General features: G+C 67.8%; 15 protein-coding genes. 8 read left to right on the top strand and 7 right to left on the bottom strand.

Annotation, left to right across the window (positions count from 1 at the left end; translation table 11 throughout):
• Positions 1-113: 113 nt before the first annotated feature.
• From GD429_RS32520 to GD429_RS32510, 3 genes are all read left to right on the top strand, one after another.
• Positions 114-974 carry an FAS1-like dehydratase domain-containing protein gene (locus GD429_RS32520; protein ID WP_321575051.1) on the top strand — a complete coding sequence of 287 codons (861 nt, stop codon included), beginning with the start codon at positions 114-116 and terminating at the stop codon, positions 972-974.
• Between the two features lie 222 nt (positions 975-1196).
• Entirely contained in the window at positions 1197-1484 is a 288-nt protein-coding gene (locus tag GD429_RS32515) for a DUF1330 domain-containing protein (protein WP_047904567.1), read from the top strand.
• 50 nt (positions 1485-1534) lie between these two features.
• Positions 1535-2005: a hypothetical protein gene (locus GD429_RS32510; protein WP_152863296.1), complete on the top strand. Its 471-nt coding sequence runs from the start codon at positions 1535-1537 to the stop codon at positions 2003-2005.
• Positions 2006-2045: 40 nt separating this feature from the next.
• Here GD429_RS32510 and GD429_RS32505 read toward each other — a convergent pair whose 3' ends face one another.
• Together GD429_RS32505 and GD429_RS32500 are read right to left on the bottom strand one after the other, a co-directional pair.
• The gene (locus tag GD429_RS32505; RefSeq protein WP_152863294.1) at positions 2046-3746 is read right to left on the bottom strand and encodes a dihydroxyacetone kinase family protein; all 1701 of its coding nucleotides are present in this window, start codon (positions 3744-3746) and stop codon (positions 2046-2048) included.
• Positions 3747-3984: 238 nt separating this feature from the next.
• Entirely contained in the window at positions 3985-5142 is a 1158-nt protein-coding gene (locus GD429_RS32500) for a sigma-54 interaction domain-containing protein (protein ID WP_152863292.1), read from the bottom strand.
• 595 nt (positions 5143-5737) lie between these two features.
• On the opposite strand from GD429_RS32500, the gene msuE reads away from it, so the two are divergent.
• Both msuE and sfnG read left to right on the top strand, forming a co-directional pair.
• Positions 5738-6298, top strand: a complete 561-nt coding sequence (msuE, locus tag GD429_RS32495; protein WP_034182537.1) for an FMN reductase — start codon at positions 5738-5740, stop codon at positions 6296-6298.
• A gap of 35 nt (positions 6299-6333) precedes the next feature.
• On the top strand, positions 6334-7437 hold the full coding sequence (gene sfnG / locus GD429_RS32490; RefSeq protein ID WP_152863290.1) for a dimethylsulfone monooxygenase SfnG: 1104 nt from the start codon (positions 6334-6336) through the stop codon (positions 7435-7437).
• A 60-nt stretch (positions 7438-7497) separates the two neighbouring features.
• On the opposite strand, the gene GD429_RS32485 is transcribed toward sfnG, so the two are convergent.
• Entirely contained in the window at positions 7498-8145 is a 648-nt protein-coding gene (locus GD429_RS32485) for a LysE family translocator (protein ID WP_152863288.1), read from the bottom strand.
• A 105-nt stretch (positions 8146-8250) separates the two neighbouring features.
• Here GD429_RS32485 and GD429_RS32480 point away from each other — a divergent pair, with 105 nt between their 5' ends.
• On the top strand, positions 8251-9102 hold the full coding sequence (locus GD429_RS32480) for a LysR substrate-binding domain-containing protein (protein ID WP_152863285.1): 852 nt from the start codon (positions 8251-8253) through the stop codon (positions 9100-9102).
• Between the two features lie 22 nt (positions 9103-9124).
• On the opposite strand, the gene GD429_RS32475 is transcribed toward GD429_RS32480, so the two are convergent.
• Complete coding sequence (locus GD429_RS32475; RefSeq protein ID WP_152863283.1) at positions 9125-10015, bottom strand: LysR substrate-binding domain-containing protein; 891 nt, start codon at positions 10013-10015, stop codon at positions 9125-9127.
• A 152-nt stretch (positions 10016-10167) separates the two neighbouring features.
• Here GD429_RS32475 and GD429_RS32470 point away from each other — a divergent pair, with 152 nt between their 5' ends.
• Positions 10168-13215 (top strand): FAD-binding and (Fe-S)-binding domain-containing protein, encoded by a 3048-nt coding sequence (locus GD429_RS32470; RefSeq protein ID WP_152863281.1) that lies wholly within the window; start codon positions 10168-10170, stop codon positions 13213-13215.
• A gap of 93 nt (positions 13216-13308) precedes the next feature.
• On the opposite strand, the gene GD429_RS32465 is transcribed toward GD429_RS32470, so the two are convergent.
• From GD429_RS32465 to GD429_RS32455, 3 genes are all read right to left on the bottom strand, one after another.
• Complete coding sequence (locus tag GD429_RS32465) at positions 13309-13611, bottom strand: XRE family transcriptional regulator (RefSeq protein WP_152863279.1); 303 nt, start codon at positions 13609-13611, stop codon at positions 13309-13311.
• An 87-nt stretch (positions 13612-13698) separates the two neighbouring features.
• On the bottom strand, positions 13699-14853 hold the full coding sequence (locus tag GD429_RS32460) for a branched-chain amino acid ABC transporter substrate-binding protein (protein ID WP_152863277.1): 1155 nt from the start codon (positions 14851-14853) through the stop codon (positions 13699-13701).
• Between the two features lie 627 nt (positions 14854-15480).
• Complete coding sequence (locus GD429_RS32455; protein ID WP_152863275.1) at positions 15481-16380, bottom strand: DMT family transporter; 900 nt, start codon at positions 16378-16380, stop codon at positions 15481-15483.
• A 57-nt stretch (positions 16381-16437) separates the two neighbouring features.
• Between GD429_RS32455 and GD429_RS32450 the strand changes: the two genes are divergently transcribed.
• Positions 16438-17409 (top strand): LysR substrate-binding domain-containing protein, encoded by a 972-nt coding sequence (locus GD429_RS32450; protein WP_152863273.1) that lies wholly within the window; start codon positions 16438-16440, stop codon positions 17407-17409.
• The last annotated feature ends 12 nt before the right edge of the window (positions 17410-17421 follow it).

Raw genomic sequence — 17421 nt, 5'->3', positions numbered from 1 at the left:
AGGGCCGCGCGTCAGGAAAATGCGGAGCGAGGGTTCGGGAAAGCCGACTTCGCGAAACGGCGCGAGGCGTGCATATTGGTAGGGCCATTCCCATCGCATCGGAGACTTCGCACGTGTCGACTTCATCCTCCCAGCCTGCCGCCGCGCCGTCGATCGACGCATGGCTCGGCAAGACCGAAACGCTCGGCGACGACATCACCGCGTTCCCGTTGAACGCACTGGCCGCCACGCTCGACCGCGCGTCGCCCGGCGACGTCGTGCCGCCGCTGTGGCACTGGCTCTACTTCCTGCCGGTCGCGCCGATGGCGGAAGTCGGCCCCGATGGCCACCCGAGGCGCGGCGGCTTCCTGCCGCCGGTGCCGTTGCCGCGCCGCATGTGGGCCGGCGGCCGCCTGACGTTCCATGCGCCGCTGCGCGCGGGGCGCCGCGCGACGCGCGAATCGACGATCGCGAACCTCGAGGACAAGACGGGCCGCAGCGGCCGGCTCGTGTTCGTGACGGTGCAGCATCGGATCGAGTGCGACGGCGAGCTGTGCGTCGAGGAAGAGCACGACATCGTCTATCGCGACGCGCCGCAGCCGGGCGCGAGCGCACCGAAGCCGGTCGCGGCGCCCGCGGGCGAAACGTGGTCGCGCATCGTCACCGCCGACGCCGTGATGCTGTTCCGTTATTCGGCGTTGACCTTCAACGGTCACCGCATCCACTACGACCGCAGCTATGTGACGCAGGACGAAGGTTATCCGGGGCTCGTCGTGCATGGCCCGCTGATCGCGACGCTGCTCGTCGATCTCGTGCACCGCGAACGGCCCGACGCGACACTCGCGAGCTTCGCGTTCCGCGCGGTGCGCCCGACCTTCGACGGGCAGCCGTTCACGCTGTGCGGCAGGCCGTCGGACGACGGCCGGACGATCGAGCTGTGGGCAAAGGATCGCGACGGTTGGTTGACGATGCAGGCCACCGCGGCGCTCGCATAGCGCACGCGTCGCGTTTCCTTTCATTGGCGACCGCTACGTGATCAACGGGCAGACGGTGCGGCGCATCCTGCGCGGGTAGGCGGCCCGCGCCATTCGCCGGCGAGCATCTATAATCCGCACAACCGGCCGCGCGGCACGCGGCCACGGCCGGGACGGCGCATGCAGCCGGCGGAACGGCGACCTGCGTCCGATCTTCCACCCATCGCACAAGGGGTATGCATCTTGGCAACCTACATCGTGTTTACTCGGGAAAGCACGCAGGACCAGCACGAACTCGACGTCTACGGGAGCAAGGTCGGCGCGACGCTTGCCGGTCATCCGGTCAAGGTGCTCGCCGCCTACGGCCCGCAGGAAACGCTGGAAGGTGAAGGGCCGGAGGGCGTCGTGATCGTCGAGTTTCCGTCGAAGGAAGCCGCGCACGCGTGGTACCACGGCCCCGAATATCAGGCCGTCGTCCAGCACCGCTTCAAGGGCGCGCGTTATCGCGCGGTGCTGGTCGAGGGCGTTTGAACGCTACGCTTCGGGCGTTCGCTTCGACGCGATGCGACGCCTGACGCAACATGAACACGACGACGTCGTCCGCTGAATCCGTCCGCCCGCCGATGGGCCGCGCTGCCACGTCGCTGCTGGCGATCAGCGTGCTGTTCTATCTCGTCGCGATGGTCACCGCACCGTTCCGTACGGGCGCGCCGGACCCGCATCCGTGGGCCGACGGCTGGCAGGTGCTGCTGACGGGCTGGATGGGCGTGTTCTTTGGCATCTACACGTGGCTCGCGAACCCGCTCGTGTTCGCGGCCTGGTTGCTGACGACGAAGCGCCTGCGCGCGCAGGCGGTCGTGCTGGCCGTGCTTGCGCTGCTGCTCGGATCGAGCTTCCTGTCGCAGCATCGGATCGTCGTCAACGAAGGCGGCGGGGTCGAGCCGGTTCATCTCGATGCGATCGGCTATTGGTGCTGGCTCGCGAGTTTCGGCGCGGCGCTGGTCGGCGCCGCGCTGTTGCCCGGGCGGACGAAGGCGCGCGCGACAGGTTGATGCGGGCGGCGCGGCCGACCCGCGTCGCGCGAACCACCGCTTATCGCACGTGCGGCTGCAGAGCGCGCACCCAGTACGACACCGCAACGGCGCCTCCATCCGGCGTGCCGACCGCTCGCTCGCCGAGATAGCTTGCACGCCCCGCGCGCGGCGTCATGCGTGCCGTTTGCTGCGCGCCGTGTTCGGCGGCCTCGACCGCTGCCGCCCATGCGCTCGCGGGATCGCGATCGCCGTCGAGCGCACGGTCGAACGCATCGGCAGCCGGCACCAGCGCATCGAGCATCGTCCGGTCGCCGGCGTGTGCGCCGCCGAGTTCGCTGATCGAATCCACTGCGTTTCGGAATGCCGCGGCCCAATCGCGCGCCGACGGCTCCGCGATATCCGCCAGCCGGCGCGACGCGCGCAGCAGCGCGGTTGCATAGAACGGCCCCGAACTGCCTGCAATGGCACGGCGCAACGCGGCGCCGAGCGCCGCGAGCGTGCCGGCCGGCGTACCGTACGCGGTTTCCGGCAGTTCGAGAATCGCGCGCGCGGCGCGCAGCATGCTCGCGCCGAGATCGCCGTCGCCGGCTGCCGCATCGAGGTCGGTCAGCGTCTGCTCATGATCGATCAGCGTCTGCGCGACCGCGTGCAGCGCCGGCTGCAGGCGCGCGGCCCACGCGCGGCCGGCCGCGTCGAGCGGCGGCAGCGGCGCGTCGTGCGAGTCGGCCGCGGCCACGCGGATGTGCGTGTTCACGGTGCCGCCGCCCGGCCATGCACGCGCCTGCGTCGGCGCGTCGAGCAGCGCCGCGCGTTCTTCGTTCAGCCGCAGCACCGAGATCGAGCAGCCGGGCATGTTCAGCGCCGACAGGAACGTGCCGGCCCACGCGCGCGCGACGACAATGCCGCGCCGGCTCAGGTTGTCGTACGCGGCGCGCAGCACGATCGCGAGTTCCATGTCCGGCGTCGCGCCGAGACCGTTGACGAACAGCGCGACGCGCTCGCCGCTGTCGAGCACGAGATCGGCGACGATGCTCGACAGCAGCGTGTCGACCAGCGTGTCGGCGGGCAGCGGCGCGCGGCGTTCGACGCCTTTCTCGCCGTGGATGCCGAGGCCGAGCTCGATTTCGTGGTCGGCGAGGCTGAAGCCCGACTTGTCGGCGCCCGGGATCGTGCAGCCGTCGAACGCGACGCCCATCGTGCCGAGCTCGGCCGCCGCGTCACGCGCGATTCCCGCGACGCGGGCCAGCGGCAGCCCGCGCGCGGCGGCCGCGCCGGCGAGCTTGTGGATCAGCACGGTGCCGGCGATCCCGCGCCGCTGGCCGCGCTCGACACGGCCGCGCAGCGACACGTCGTCGGCGACGATGACGGTCTCGGCCGGAATGCCTTCCGCCCGCGCGAGCTCGGCGGCGAGCCCGAAATTGAGCCGGTCGCCCGTGTAGTTCTTCACGATCAGCAGCGCGCCGTTCGGGCCGGCGCTCGCGCGGATCGCGGCAAGCACGGCGTCGGTGGACGGCGACGTGAACACTTCGCCGCACACGGCCGCGCTCAGCATCCCTTCGCCGACGTAGCCGCCATGCGCGGGCTCGTGGCCGCTGCCGCCGCCGGAGAGGATCGCGACGGGCCGCTGCGACGGCTCGGGCAGCGGCTGGCGGACGAGCACGAGCTCGTCGCCGAGGATCGCGAGATGCGGCGACTGCCGCGCGATGCCTTCCAGCATTTCTCGCACGACATCGGACGGGCGGTTCACAAGCTTCTTCATGGCGACGGTTCCTGACGGGTGAACGGGGCTCGGTCGGGCACGCGTGGGCGCCGGACGGCTTTCGTGTTGCGGATGATCGTGCGGGCGCCCTGTCGCAGGCAGGGTCGGCATCGCCGCCCGGATGCGGCGACGGGCGCGCGCTTCGCGCCACGATACATCAGGTCGGGACGTCGCTGCACGGATCGCGGGCGCGATCGTGCCGTGCCGGGGCGAGCGATGGTCCGCCCAGGGGATGTTGCTACTTCGCCGCCGCGATTTCCTTCGCGCGGATCAGCCGCGCGCGCAGCACGTTGCGGCTGATGCCGAGCAGCCGCGCCGCCTGGATCTGATTGCGGTGGCTGAACTCGAACGCGACGCGCATCACGGTGTCCTCGATGCGTTCGAACAGGTTGCCGTGCCCGTCGTCGAACAGGTCGCGCAGCGCGCGTTCGAGCGCGTCCTGCGCGGCGGCGGACGCATCCGGCGCGCGCGCGGCGGCCGCCGGCATGCACGGCGATGCAATGTGCAGGTCGGTGTCCTGCAGCGAATCGTGGCGGCTTACGAGCAGCGCATGATGGATCACGTTCTCCAGTTCGCGGATATTGCCGGGCCAGCCGTGCGCCTCGAGCCTGCGCTCGGCGCGCGGATCGATGCTGCGCGGCCCGTAGCCGAGGCGGCTGCGGTAGTCGTCGAAGAAGTGGCGCGCGAGCGGCAGGATGTCGCCCGGCCGCTCGCGCAGTGTCGGCACCGCGAGCTGCACGACGTTGAGCCGGTAGAACAGGTCGCCGCGAAAATGCCCGGTCGCGACCGCCTGCTGCAGGTCGACGTTGGTCGCGGCGACCACGCGCACGTCGATCGGCATGCTCGTGCGCGAACCGAGCCGCACGACCTCGCGCTCCTGCAGCACGCGCAGCAGCTTGACCTGCATCGACAGCGGCAGGTCGCCGATCTCGTCGAGAAACAGCGTGCCGCCGTTCGCGGCTTCGAACCAGCCCGGTTTCGCGCTGAACGCGCCCGTAAACGCCCCTTTCTCGTGGCCGAACAGTTCGCTCTCGACCAGCGTTTCGGAGAACGCGCCGCAGTTCACGGCGACGAACGGCCCGGTGTTGCGGCCGCTGACGCTGTGCACGTGGCGCGCGATCAGTTCCTTGCCGGTGCCCGTCTCGCCGACGATCAGCACGTTCGCGTCGCTCGGTGCGACGAGGCGAATCCGTTCGAGCAGCGCGACCGAACGCGGATCGACGAACACTTGCGCGCGGGCGCGGATCGACGTCGCGAGCGCAGGCCGGTCGGGCAGCGTGAGGACGGGCGCGAGGCGTTCGGCTGTTTGCCGGGCATCAGACGGGCCCGGCTCGTCGCGGGACGGCGTGACGACGCGCAGGTCGGCTGCGCGAGGCGATACGGAATGGGATGTCATGGCTGTGTAGGCATCGGGTCGCTGCACGGATCGGTCAGGTTCGCGATGATCGTTGCTGACCGGGTGCTGCGTGATCAGCAGAGTGTTCAACGTTTTGCGCAACGCGGGAAACATCGATTTCTGATAACCAATGCCGGATTGCTGCGCTGGACGCAGTTGCGTAACGCGATGTCGCCCGGTTAAGCGAAATGCGGCGTGCGGACGTTGATGAAGCATCGGTTTCGACACTGCCGCAGCGATGTGCCGCGTTGCGGCGACACGCGATCGCTGCGAACGGGTGCCGCGTGCGTTCCGGATTCCAAGCGGAAACGGAAAGATGCCCAAGACATACATCGTGCTGCTGATCAGGAAGCAGCGAATCAGCACAGCTGTTTCCCGTGATTCATCTCGCTGCGGAATATGGTTGTGATGCGCCGGCTGGCACGCTTATCGACATGCGGCGATCGGTGAATACGCCGCGACAGGCCGTCGATTGCGACGCATTTCGTCATGCAGACGATCGTTTTTCATGGCGATCTCCGCGTTGGCACGCTCCTTGCGGGACCATGATGTGACGGGTGCATTGGCGCCCGACTCGACAATGGGAATGCAACCGATGAGCAATGCGATCAATGTGGTTGCGATATCGGGCGGCCTGCAGCGGCCGTCGCGCACGCTGGCGCTGACCGACGCGATCGTCGCGGCGCTCGGCGCCGCGCTGCCGATCGATACGCGGCTGATCGAACTCGGCGAGATCGGCGGCCGGCTGGCCGGTGCACTGACGCGCGCGCAGGTGCCGGCCGACCTCGAAGCGCTGATCCGCGCGATCGAGACGGCCGATGCGCTCGTCGTCGCGAGCCCCGTGTATCGCGCGTCATACACGGGCCTCTTCAAGCATCTGTTCGACCTCGTGCGTCACGACGCGCTCGTCGATGTGCCCGTGCTGCTCGCCGCCACCGGCGGCAGCGAGCGCCATGCGCTCGTGATCGACCACCAATTGCGGCCGCTGTTCAGTTTCTTCCAGGCGCGCACGCTGCCGATCGGCGTGTACGCATCCGAAAGCGATTTCGACCGATACGAAATCGCGAACCCGGCGCTGCGCGCGCGCATCGCGCTCGCCGTCGATCGCGCGGTGCCGCAACTGCGCCCGCATGCGCTTTCCGCCGCGGCCGCGTAAGCCGCTTCCGTTTTCCCTTCGACCAGGACACCTTCATGAGCCTTACCGACCCTTCCGCCGACGGCGTCAAATTCGCGTACTGGGTGCCGAACGTCAGCGGCGGCCTCGTCGTCAGCACGATCGAGCAGCGCACTGACTGGAGCCTCGAATACAACCAGCAGCTCGCACGCACGGCCGAAGCGGCCGGCTTCGACTACGCGCTGAGCCAGATTCGCTTCACGGCCGGCTACGGCGCCGAATACCAGCACGAATCGGTGTCGTTCAGCCAGGCGCTGCTGCATGCGACGACGAAGCTCAAGGTGCTCGCTGCGATCCTCCCGGGGCCGTGGCATCCGGCGGTGGTCGCGAAGCAGCTCGCGACGATCGATCACATCTCGAATGGACGCATCGCGATCAACGTCGTGAGCGGCTGGTTCAAGGGCGAATTCACCGCGATCGGCGAACCGTGGCTCGAGCACGACGAACGCTATCGGCGCTCGAAGGAATTCATCCAGGCGCTGAAGGGCATCTGGACGCAGGACAACTTCACGTTCAAGGGCGATTTCTACCGCTTCAACGACTACACGCTGAGCCCGAAACCCGTGCAGAAACCGCATCCGGAAATCTTCCAGGGCGGCAGCTCGCGCGCGGCGCGCGACAACGCGGCGAGCGTGTCCGACTGGTATTTCACGAACGGCAATACGCCGGAGAACCTGAAGGCGCAGATCGACGATATCCGCGTGAAGGCGGCCGCGAACAACCACCGCGTGCGCATCGGCGTCAACGCGTTCGTGATCGCGCGGGACACCGAGGAAGAGGCGCGGGCCGTGCTCGACGACATCGTCCGGCACGCGCACGTCGAGGCCGTGCATGCGTTCGGCGATGCGGTGAAAGAGGCCGGCAAGGCGTCGCCGGAAGGCGAAGGCAACTGGGCGAAATCCACGTTCGAGGATCTCGTGCAGTACAACGACGGCTTCCGCACGAACCTGATCGGCACGCCGCAGCAGATTGCCGAGCGGATCGTCGCGCTGAAGGCGATCGGCGTCGATCTCGTGCTTGCCGGGTTCCTGCATTTCATCGAGGAAGTCGAGTACTTCGGCCAGCGCGTGCTGCCGCTCGTGCGCGAACTCGAGGCGCAGCGGCAGGCAGTCGCCGCGTGACGGATGCCGGCCGGCGCGCGGCTCGCGATTGCGTGAGCCCGCGCCGCGCCGGCGCGACACTCACGCCACGCCCGCCATCTTCGATGCATCGACAACCATCTGCACGCCGAGGCCGCCGAGGATGAGGCCCATCGCCCAGCGCTGCACGAGCAGCAGCGCCGGGCGCCCGTGCAGGAACTTCGCGATGCCGCTCGAGCAGATCGCCACCAGCCCGTTTGCCGACGCAAACGCGGCGATCAGCAGCGAACCGAGAAACAGCGACTGGCCGAACACGCTTCCTTGCCGGTAGTCGATGAACTGCGGCAGCAGCGACACGAACAGCATCGCGAGCTTCGGATTCAGCACGCTGGTCGTCGCGCCCATCGCCAGCAGCCGCAGCGGCTGTTCGTTCGGCAATGCCCGCACCTCGAACGGCGAACGCCCGCCGGGCCTGACCGCCTGCCATGCGAGGTACAGCAGGTAGGCCGCACCGACCGCACCCAGCACGCTGCCCGCATAGGGCACGCTCATGAACAGCGTCGTGATGCCGAACGCCGCGCCGAACATGTAGAACAGGTAGCCGATCATCACGCCGGCCAGCGAAATGAGCCCGGCCGCGCGCCCTTGCGTGATCGAGCGCGACATCACGTAGACCATGTTCGGCCCCGGCGTGACCGCGAGCATGCCGCCGATGACGAGAAATCCATAGAGCGATCCGGACGTATGCATGTTTCCGCTTCCTGCAACGAGTGCTGACGGGATTCATTGTCCGACCGTGGAGGCGAACAGTAAAACGGGATAAACTGAATCGATTGATCAGATTTTCTGAATGAAATGAAAAAGCTCGACCTCGATGTGCTGGCGATGGTGGTGGCTGTCGCGGAATCCGGATCGTTCGCGCAGGGCGCGCAGGCCGTGCATCGGTCGCCGTCGGCGGTGAGCATGCAGATCAAGGCGCTGGAAGACGCGCTCGGCAAGCCGCTCTTCATCCGCGACACGCGCAATGTGACGGCCACCGACGACGGCAGGACGCTCGCCGAATACGGCCGCCGGATGCTGGCGATGCGCGACGAGGCGTGGGCGTCGGTCGTGCGCCCGGAGATTCGCGGCCGCGTGACGATCGGCGTGCCCGACGACTACATTTCGTCGCTGCTGCCGCAAGTGCTCGGCAAATTCGCGGCGATGCATCCGCGCGTGGAAGTGCGCGTGATCGGCCAGCCGAGCAGTGCGCTCGTGCCGATGCTGAAGGACAACACGGTCGACCTCGCATGTCTCACGCGAATCAAGGGCGTGACCGGCGAGCTGATCCGGATGGAGCCGATCGTCTGGACCGGATCGCCGAAGCGGAACGTATGGGAAGAGCGGCCGCTGCCGGTGGCGTTTTTCACGCACGGCGGCAGCATGGCGCGCGATCACGCGATCAAGGCGCTGAACCGGCAGCGCATCCCGTTCCGCATGTCATATGAAAGCCCGAGCTACCTCGGACTGCTGAGCATGGTCGAGGCCGGGCTCGCTGTCGCGCCGCTGGCGCGCTGCTGCATTCCGGAACACCTCGTCCAGCTTACGGAGAACCACGGGCTGCCGCCGCTGGGCGAACTCGAGGTCGTACTCGCGCGCAGCGCGCAGTCCGCGCGTGCGCCGTGCGACTACCTCGCCGAGCAGATTCTCGACGAATGGCGCGCGTGACCGGCACGTTGCCGGCGGCGCTTCAGCACGACTTCAGCAACCATTCGCGGAACGCGACGAGCGACGGCAGCGTCTCGTTCCCCGGCGGGTAGACGAGATAATAGCTGCGCTGGCTGGTAATCGCGTCGCCGATCGACACGAGCTCGTTGCGGCTCAACTCGTCTTCCACCAACACCTTCGGCACCAGCCCGATTCCCATTCCGGCACGGACGGCCTGGATCAGGTGCGACGTCAGCTCGAAGCTCGGGCCGATTCGCATCTGGCGATGGTCGAGCCGATAGTGCGAGAACCACTCGGCCCACGCCTGCTGGTTGCTCGTCACGCCCAGCAGCGTCTGCTGCGCGGCCCAGGCCGGCGTGCGTGCTGCGGCCTTGCGGCGGCTGCCCGCGTCGGGGCTCGCGATCGCGATCAGGAACTCGTTGTACAGCCGATGCGCGTGCAGGCCGGGCCAGTCGTCCGCGCCGACGGTGATGGCCGCGTCGAGGTCGTCGTTGAGGAAATCGATCGCGCCGATCCGCGAATGAAGATGCACGGTCACACCTGGATGCGCGGCGTAGAAGTCGTGCAGGTGCGGCAGCAGCCATTTCGAGCCGAACGTCGGCAAGGTCGCGAGCCGCAGCGTGCCGGCGCCCGCCTGGTGGGACATCGCCTGCAGCGTTGCGCCGCGGATGCGCCCCAGTGCGCCGCTCAGCTCGACGAAGTAGCGGCGCCCGACTTCAGTCAGCTTCACGGAGCGGCCCTCGCGCCGGAACAGCGGCACGCCGAGCTGATCCTCGAGCGTCTGGACCTGCCGGCTGATCGCGCTCTGGCTCAGCGACAGCTCGTCGGCCGCGCGCGTGTAGCTTTCGTGCCGCGCGGCTGCCTCGAACACGAGCAGCAGCGACATCGACGGGGTGAGGCGACGGTAATTCATGAGTTTTATGCAATATTCGTCGGGCGAGAATTCGTTTGTTTCTCGCGGGAATTCCAAAGATACTGGAATTCCCGGTTGCTTGGAAACTTGCTCAAAACTCATGTTTCGGAGCACGCGAGCACACCGGTTCACCCACCTTGCGCCTTTACCCCATGTCGATTGCCCCGTTGCCCCGTCCCGCCAGCCCGCCCGCGAACGCGTACCGTGACTTTCTCGCCGCGCTGCAGGCCGCCGGATTCGCCGGGGAAATCCGCGCGGATCATGCGAACCGGACGGTCCTGGCCACCGACAACTCGATCTACCAGCGCCTGCCGCAAGCGGTGATCTGTCCCGCGCATGCCGACGATATCCGGCTGCTGGCCAGGGTGCTCGCGGAACCCGCGCATCGCGATGTCGCGGTGGCCGCGCGCGGCGGCGGCACGGGCACCAACGGACAGTCGCTGACCGACGGCGTGGTCGTCGACCTGTCGCGCAACATGAACCGGATCCTGGAAATCGACGTCGAGCAGCGCTGGGTGCGCGTGCAGGCGGGCGTCGTCAAGGATCAGCTCAATGCGGCGCTGAAGCCGCACGGGCTGTTTTTCGCGCCGGAGCTGTCGACGTCGAACCGCGCGACCGTCGGCGGGATGATCAACACCGACGCGAGCGGGCAGGGCAGCTGCACGTACGGCAAGACGCGCGATCACGTGCTCGAACTGGACTTCGTGCTGATGGGCGGCGAGCAACTGCACAGCGGCGCGCTCGCGGACGACGAACTGGAACGGCGCTGTGCGCGGCAGGATCGCGTCGGCAAGGTCTACCGCACCGCGCGGCGCATCAGCGACGACAAGGCGGCGCTGATCGAAGCGAAGTTTCCGAAGCTCAACCGCTGCCTGACCGGCTATGACCTCGCGCACCTGCGCGAACCAGACGGCCGCTTCAACCTGAACAGCGTGCTGTGCGGCGCTGAAGGCTCGCTCGGCTTCGTCGTCGAGGCGAAGCTCAACGTGTTGCCGATTCCCAAGTATTCGGTGCTGGTCAACGTGCGCTACGCGGGCTTCATGGACGCGCTGCGCGATGCACGCGCGCTGATCGAGCACAAGCCGCTTTCGATCGAGACGGTCGACTCGAAGGTGCTGATGCTCGCGATGAAGGACTTCGTGTGGAGCAGCGTGGCCGAATATTTCCCGCAGGACGACCAGCGCCCGACGCTCGGCATCAACCTGATCGAATTCAGCGGCGACGACGCGGACGACGTCGATGCGCGCGTGCGCGCGTTCGTCGACCACCTGCGCACCGATACGAGCGTGGAGCGCCTCGGCCACACGCTCGCGGCCGGCGACGATGCGGTGAAGCGCGTATACGCGATGCGCAAGCGCGCGGTCGGCCTGCTCGGCAACGTGCAGGGCGAGGCGCGTCCGCAGCCGTTCGTCGAGGACACCGCGGTGCCGCCCGAGAACCTCGCCGCGTACATCGCCGAATTCCGCGCGCTGCTCGACGGCCACGGGCTGCAGTACGGGATGTTCGGCCACGTCGACGCGGGCGTGCTGCATGTGCGCCCGGCGCTCGACATGAAGGACCCGCGGCAGGCCGCGCTGGTGCGGCCCGTGTCGGATGCAGTGGCCGAGCTCACGCAGCGTCATGGCGGCCTTTTGTGGGGCGAGCACGGCAAGGGCGTGCGCTCCGAATATGCGCCGGCGTTTTTCGGCGAGCTGTATCCGTCTCTGCAGCAACTGAAGGCCGCGTTCGATCCGCACAACCAGTTCAATCCGGGCAAGATCGCGACGCCGCCGGAGAACACGATGCGGCTGCTGAAGATCGACGAAGTGCCGACGCGCGGCGACCACGACCGGCAGATCGACGAGCGCGTGTGGCAGAGCTACGGCACCGCGATGCACTGCAACGGCAACGGCGCGTGCTACAACTTCGATCCGGACGACGCGATGTGCCCGTCGTGGAAGGCGACGCGCGAACGCGTGCATTCGCCGAAGGGGCGCGCGTCGCTGATGCGCGAATGGTTGCGCCTGCAAGGGCAGGCCGGTGTCGACGTCGTCGCGGCGGCGCGCGCGCGGCAGCCGTTCCTGCGCGGCGTTGCCGCCCGCTGGCGCAACAGCCGCGCCGCGAGCAGCGGTGCGGCCGATTTCTCGCACGAGGTGTACGACGCGATGGCCGGATGCCTTGCCTGCAAGTCGTGCGCGGGGCAGTGCCCGGTCAAGGTCAACGTGCCCGAGTTCCGTTCGCGTTTTCTCGAGCTGTATCACCGTCGTTATCAGCGGCCGCTGCGCGACTACCTGATCGGCTCGCTCGAATTCACGATGCCGTGGATGGCGCGGGTGCCCGCGCTGTACAACGGGCTGATGCGTGCGGGATGGGTGCGCACGCTGCTGGAGCGGCAGGTCGGCATGGTCGACAGCCCGCTGCTGAGCCGCTTCGATCTCGCGGCCGTGATCCGGCAATGGCGCGTGAAGCCGGCCGATCCGCACGCGCTCGCGGCACTGAGCGATGCGCAGCGCGCGCGCAGCGTCGTCATCGTGCAGGACACGTTCACGCGCTTTTTCGATACCGAGCAACTGGCGACGCTGATCGAACTGGCGGCGCGCGTGGGTTTTCAGGTGTGGCTCGCGCCGCTCGCGCCGAACGGCAAGGCGCTGCACGTGCAGGGCTTTCTGCGGGCGTTCGAGAAGGCGGCGATCCGCAATGCCGCGCAGCTTGCGGCGCTGGCGCGGTCGGGCGTCGCGCTGGTCGGCCTCGATCCGGCGATGACGCTCACGTATCGACAGGAATACCTGAAGGTGACGGGGCTCACCGATGTGCCGAAGGTTGCGCTGCCGCAGGAATGGCTGTTGCAGGCGCTGCCGGAAGCCGGCGCGGTCGGCGCGTCTCGTGCATACCGGCTGCTGCCGCACTGTACCGAGAAGACCAACGCGCCCGACAGCGGCAAGCAATGGGCACAGGTGTTCGCGCGGCGCGGGCTGCGTTTGCAGGTTCAGGCGACCGGGTGCTGCGGGATGTCCGGCACGTATGGGCACGAGGCGCGCAACCTGCAGACGTCGAAGACGATCTATTCGCAGTCGTGGGCCGCGCACGTCGATGCGCCGGAGGACGAAGGAGAGGCGCTGGCGACCGGGTATTCGTGCCGCAGCCAGGTGAAGCGCATGTCGTCGACGCAGTTGCGTCATCCGTTGCAGGCGCTGCTCGATCACGTTCGTGCGGCGGGTTGACGTTCGGGCGGCGCGCGCTGCGCTGCCCGTGTGACGACATCGCGCGCGGAGCGGCAATCTGTGTGCCGCTCTCGACGCATGCGAAAGGGGCGGTCAGGAATCGGTTTTCGCGGCCTTCCGCGCACGCGGCTTGTCGGCCGCAGGAAACGCGCCGACGCCGCGCGGCCGTTTCGGTTCGATCCGCATCTGCCGGATCACGCGCCGGAAGTCGATCTCGTGCGCGGCCAGCGCGCCGATCAGCTTCGCGATGACCGCGAGGTGGGAGGGCACCGTGCCCCTGCTCGAATAGTTCGTGATCGAGCTTTCGTTCATCCGGATCAGATGCGCGAACTCGCGCGACGTCAGTCGCGCTTTTCTCAACTCCTGCTGAAATTCGGTATACGCCATTGCACACATGTTGCTTCGTCTCCGTGATTCAGAAATCGGCCCGCGCGGCGCCGGCGCCGACGGGTGGCGTTCCCGTCGGGCCGGCGCGCCGGCGGGTTACATCTTGACCTGGTCGAGGAAGGACTTCTTGCCGCCCTTGTAGCCGTAGATCGAGATGATCCCGTGCGTCAGGTCGCCCTTCGAATCGAACGTCGTCGTGCCGATCACGCCGTCGTACTTCGTCGCCGGCATCGCCGCGAGGATCTTCGCCGGGTCCGTCGAGTTCGCGCGCTTCATCGCGTCGACCGCGATATAGACCGCGTCGTACGCGAACGGCGCATCGAACTTGATGCCCTGGTTGAAGCGCTTCTCGTACTTCGCGACGAACGCCGCGCCGCCCGGCATCTTCTCCAGCGCCGCGCCGGCCTGCGAGCACAGCACGTTGTCGGCCGCCGGGCCGGCCAGTTCGGCCAGTGAGTCGGTGCACACGCCGTCGCCGGACAGGATCCTCGCGCGCAGGCCGAGCTGCTTCGCCTGCTTCGCGAGCGGGCCGCCGGTGGCGTCCATCCCGCCGTACATGATCGCGTCGGGGTTCTCGCCCTTGATTTTCGTGAGAATCGCGCGGAAGTCGACCGCCTTGTCGTTGGTCGCGTCGTGCGACAGCACCTTCAGGCCGAGCGCCTTGGCCTTCTTCTCGAACTCGTTCGCGAGACCCTGGCCGTAGGCGGTCGAATCGTCGATCACCGCCACGCTCTTCACGCCCTTCGACTGCGCGTAGCTCGCGAGCGCCGGACCTTGCTGCGCGTCGGTCGCGACGACGCGGTAGGTCGTCTTGAAGCCTTGCTGCGTGTAGGTCGGGTTCGTGGCCGACGGCGAGATCTGCACGATGCCGGCATCGCTGTAGATCTTCGACGCCGGGATCGACGTGCCCGAGTTCAGGTGGCCGATGACGGCGACGACCTTGTCGTCGACGAGCTTCTGCGCGACCTGCGTGGCCTGCCGCGGGTCGGCCGCGTCATCCTGCGCGTCGAGCTGCAGCGTGACCTTCTTGCCGCCGATCGTCAGCCCCTTCGCGTTGATTTCCTCGACCGCGAGGCGCGCGCCGTTCTCGTTGTCCTTGCCGAGGTGCGAGATGCCGCCCGTCGTCGGTTCGACGCTGCCGATCTTCACGACCTGGTCGGCCATCGCGGTCGACGCTGCCGCGAACGCAGCGGCGGCCAGTGCAACGGTGATCAGGGGTTTGCAGCGCATGCCGACAATGCTTCGTTCCATCTGCCATCTCCGAATTGAATGTCTTTCTTTGACGTCTCGACCGGCCGGCTGCGGGCCGGGGCGATCGGACGAGTCTCCATACCCATCATGGGCTTCAGTTGCATCGCACCCGGCCGTGCGACGGGCCGCCCGAGCGAGCGGGCGGACCATCGGCCGGCGCGATGCAATTCGTATGAATATATCCGAAGCCGATTTTGCGCGCTGCAGCGAATCCCGTGACGGGGCGGACACGGCACGGTTCGGCGCCCGGATTTCGCGGATTCCGGAAATCGTGCGCCGTGGCGGGCCAGGCTGCGATTCGCTGTCGATGGCCTTACGGCCGCATCCATTATTCGGCCGGTCGCGGGGGCGAAGCCATGGACACTGATGGGCGGTCAGTCGGGAACTGTTCGGTCGATTTGTCTGCACAGTTTGGGCACTCGCAAGCGCGCAGCCGGGTTCCTGGAAATGCATTCATCGAATGCGATATCTCTCGCATGCAACTAACGGTCAAGTCCGGCGGCATCGACGAATTGGCGCAAGTCGATAGCCCGTACAATGCATTCGGCTCTGCACATGCCGGGGCTCGCCTGGACCGGCCGCTTCCGGACTGTCGGGCAGGTAATGCCATGCGATGCAACCGCGATCCTACGACCGTCCGCGCAACGCGACGAAGATCACGCCTGCAATCGCCAGCAGTCCGCCGCATAGCGTCTCGATGCCGGGCCGCTCGCCCGTCAGCATCATCGACAGGGTTGTCGCCGCCGCTGGCGTAAGATAGAGAAAGTTGGCGGCGCGCGCCGCACCGAAGTAGCCGAGTGCGAAGGTCCAGGTCGCGTAACCGAGTGCCGCGGGAAATATGCCGAGGATCAATACCGCCAGCGTCGTGTCGTGCGACGCACCGCCTAGCGAGTCGAGCGCGCCGGGCGACCAGGGTGTGAGCAGCAGGGCACCGGCCAGCAGCGTGTACGCGGCGCAGGGCAGCGCGCCGTACACGGGAATCAGCCGCCGCTGCAATACGAAATAGCTGGCCGAACACAGCGCCGCAGCGAGAATCAGCGTGCTCCCCGAGCCGAGGACGAACCCGCCCGGCTGACCATGCGCAATCACGCCGATGCCGGCCAGGCTGACCAGCGAACCGAGCCATCCCCGGAGATTGAATCGTTCGCCGAGAAACACGGCGGCAAGCAGCGCCGTGAAAATCGGCAGCGTGTTCACGATGAAACTTGCCGCGCCGGCCGACACGGTTTGCTCGCCGGTATTGAGCAGCGCGTTATAGAGTGCGATGCCGAGGAAACCGCAGGCCAGGAAGCGCAACGCGTCGCGCTTCGAGGGCCTCGGAGGCCGCCGCCACGCAAGCCACGCGATCACGAGCAACGCGGCGGTGGCAAAGCGCGCCGCCGCGAGTTGCAGGGGCGCCAGGCCGTGCAGGCCGATCCGGATGAACGGGAATGCGGAGGCCCACGACACGATCGTGAACGCCACCGCGCCTGCCGCGACAAGCGGCTGTCGCGCGCCGCGCGACGACGGTGAGGAAAGGGTATTCATGCGGCAATGGTGCGATTTTGCGAGATGTTAAGCTAGCGCACAGATCAACATCCGGATATGACTATGGCTCACAGCTCGGTTCGGCGGCGAGCCGACGGTCCGGCTGCGGCTGCGCTGCCGGGCGCAGCGCCGGCGCCTGGCCCGTGGCCGCCGCTTGCCAGCCTGGAGACCGTCTGCACGGTGGCGCGTCAAGGTTCGTTCCTGGCAGCCGCCGATGTCTCCGGCGTGACGCACGGCGCGATCAGCCGGCGGGTGGCCGCCGTGGAAAACTGGCTGGGCATGGCGCTGTTCGAACGTCATGCACGCGGCGTGCGGCTGACGCCGGACGGGCAGCGCTTCGTCGGCCGGATCGAACAGGCGTTCGCGATCATCGACAGCGCGGCCGACCAGTGGCGCTCGCCGCGTACGCCGCGACTGGTCAGGATGAGCGTGGTGCCTGCATTCGCGCAGCTGTGGCTGCTCGAGCGGCAGCAGGCGCTCGAGAGCGAGGCGCCCGCGTTGCGCATCGAGCTCGGCATCGAGCTTCGCAACGTGGATATCGCCGGCGGCGAAGCGGATCTGTCGATCCGGTATGGGCGCGGCAACTGGCGTCAGCTCGAAACCCGCGCGTTCATGCCGGAGCGGCTTTATCCGGTCGCGCATCCGCGGCTTGCCGCGCTACTGGCAAAGGCGCGCCGCCGGCGCGGCGACGCCGCGCTGCTCGAGATGCCGCTGCTGCATGATTCCGACGTGACCGGATGGCGCACCTGGTTCGACGCGCTGGGCATTCCGTTCAAGCCGCGTGCGCAGGATCGCCGCTTCGAGGATTACAACCTGGTGCTGGCGGCGGCCGAAGCAGGGCTCGGCGTGGCGCTGGCGCGGACGCCGCTCGCGGACGGGTATCTGAAGCGCAGCGCGCTCGTGCGGGTGAGCCGCCACGAGGTCGATTCGCTGCTCCGGTATCACTTCGTGCATGCGAAGGGAGAGAGTCGGCCGGAGGTGCTCGCGTTGATGGAGCGGATGCGGGCGGCGTTGGGGGAACAGGGTTAGGTGGTGGGGTCG

It is taken from the genome of Burkholderia sp. BE17, assembly GCF_009362305.1.
Classification (GTDB): domain Bacteria; phylum Pseudomonadota; class Gammaproteobacteria; order Burkholderiales; family Burkholderiaceae; genus Burkholderia; species Burkholderia pyrrocinia_C.
This window is presented reverse-complemented; position numbering and strand designations above follow the sequence as displayed.

Excerpts from the sequence above, each read along its gene's own strand:
- GD429_RS32455 (WP_152863275.1), bottom strand. The coding sequence starts at position 16,380 with ATGAATACCCTTTCCTCACCGTCGTCGCGCGGCGCGCGACAGCCGCTT.
- msuE (WP_034182537.1), top strand. The coding sequence starts at position 5,738 with ATGAGCAATGCGATCAATGTGGTTGCGATATCGGGCGGCCTGCAGCGG.
- GD429_RS32465 (WP_152863279.1), bottom strand. The coding sequence starts at position 13,611 with ATGTGTGCAATGGCGTATACCGAATTTCAGCAGGAGTTGAGAAAAGCG.
- GD429_RS32470 (WP_152863281.1), top strand. The coding sequence starts at position 10,168 with ATGTCGATTGCCCCGTTGCCCCGTCCCGCCAGCCCGCCCGCGAACGCG.
- GD429_RS32480 (WP_152863285.1), top strand. The coding sequence starts at position 8,251 with ATGAAAAAGCTCGACCTCGATGTGCTGGCGATGGTGGTGGCTGTCGCG.
- GD429_RS32485 (WP_152863288.1), bottom strand. The coding sequence starts at position 8,145 with ATGCATACGTCCGGATCGCTCTATGGATTTCTCGTCATCGGCGGCATG.
- GD429_RS32450 (WP_152863273.1), top strand. The coding sequence starts at position 16,438 with ATGACTATGGCTCACAGCTCGGTTCGGCGGCGAGCCGACGGTCCGGCT.
- GD429_RS32475 (WP_152863283.1), bottom strand. The coding sequence starts at position 10,015 with ATGAATTACCGTCGCCTCACCCCGTCGATGTCGCTGCTGCTCGTGTTC.
- GD429_RS32500 (WP_152863292.1), bottom strand. The coding sequence starts at position 5,142 with ATGACATCCCATTCCGTATCGCCTCGCGCAGCCGACCTGCGCGTCGTC.
- sfnG (WP_152863290.1), top strand. The coding sequence starts at position 6,334 with ATGAGCCTTACCGACCCTTCCGCCGACGGCGTCAAATTCGCGTACTGG.
- GD429_RS32505 (WP_152863294.1), bottom strand. The coding sequence starts at position 3,746 with ATGAAGAAGCTTGTGAACCGCCCGTCCGATGTCGTGCGAGAAATGCTG.
- GD429_RS32460 (WP_152863277.1), bottom strand. The coding sequence starts at position 14,853 with ATGGAACGAAGCATTGTCGGCATGCGCTGCAAACCCCTGATCACCGTT.
- GD429_RS32510 (WP_152863296.1), top strand. The coding sequence starts at position 1,535 with ATGAACACGACGACGTCGTCCGCTGAATCCGTCCGCCCGCCGATGGGC.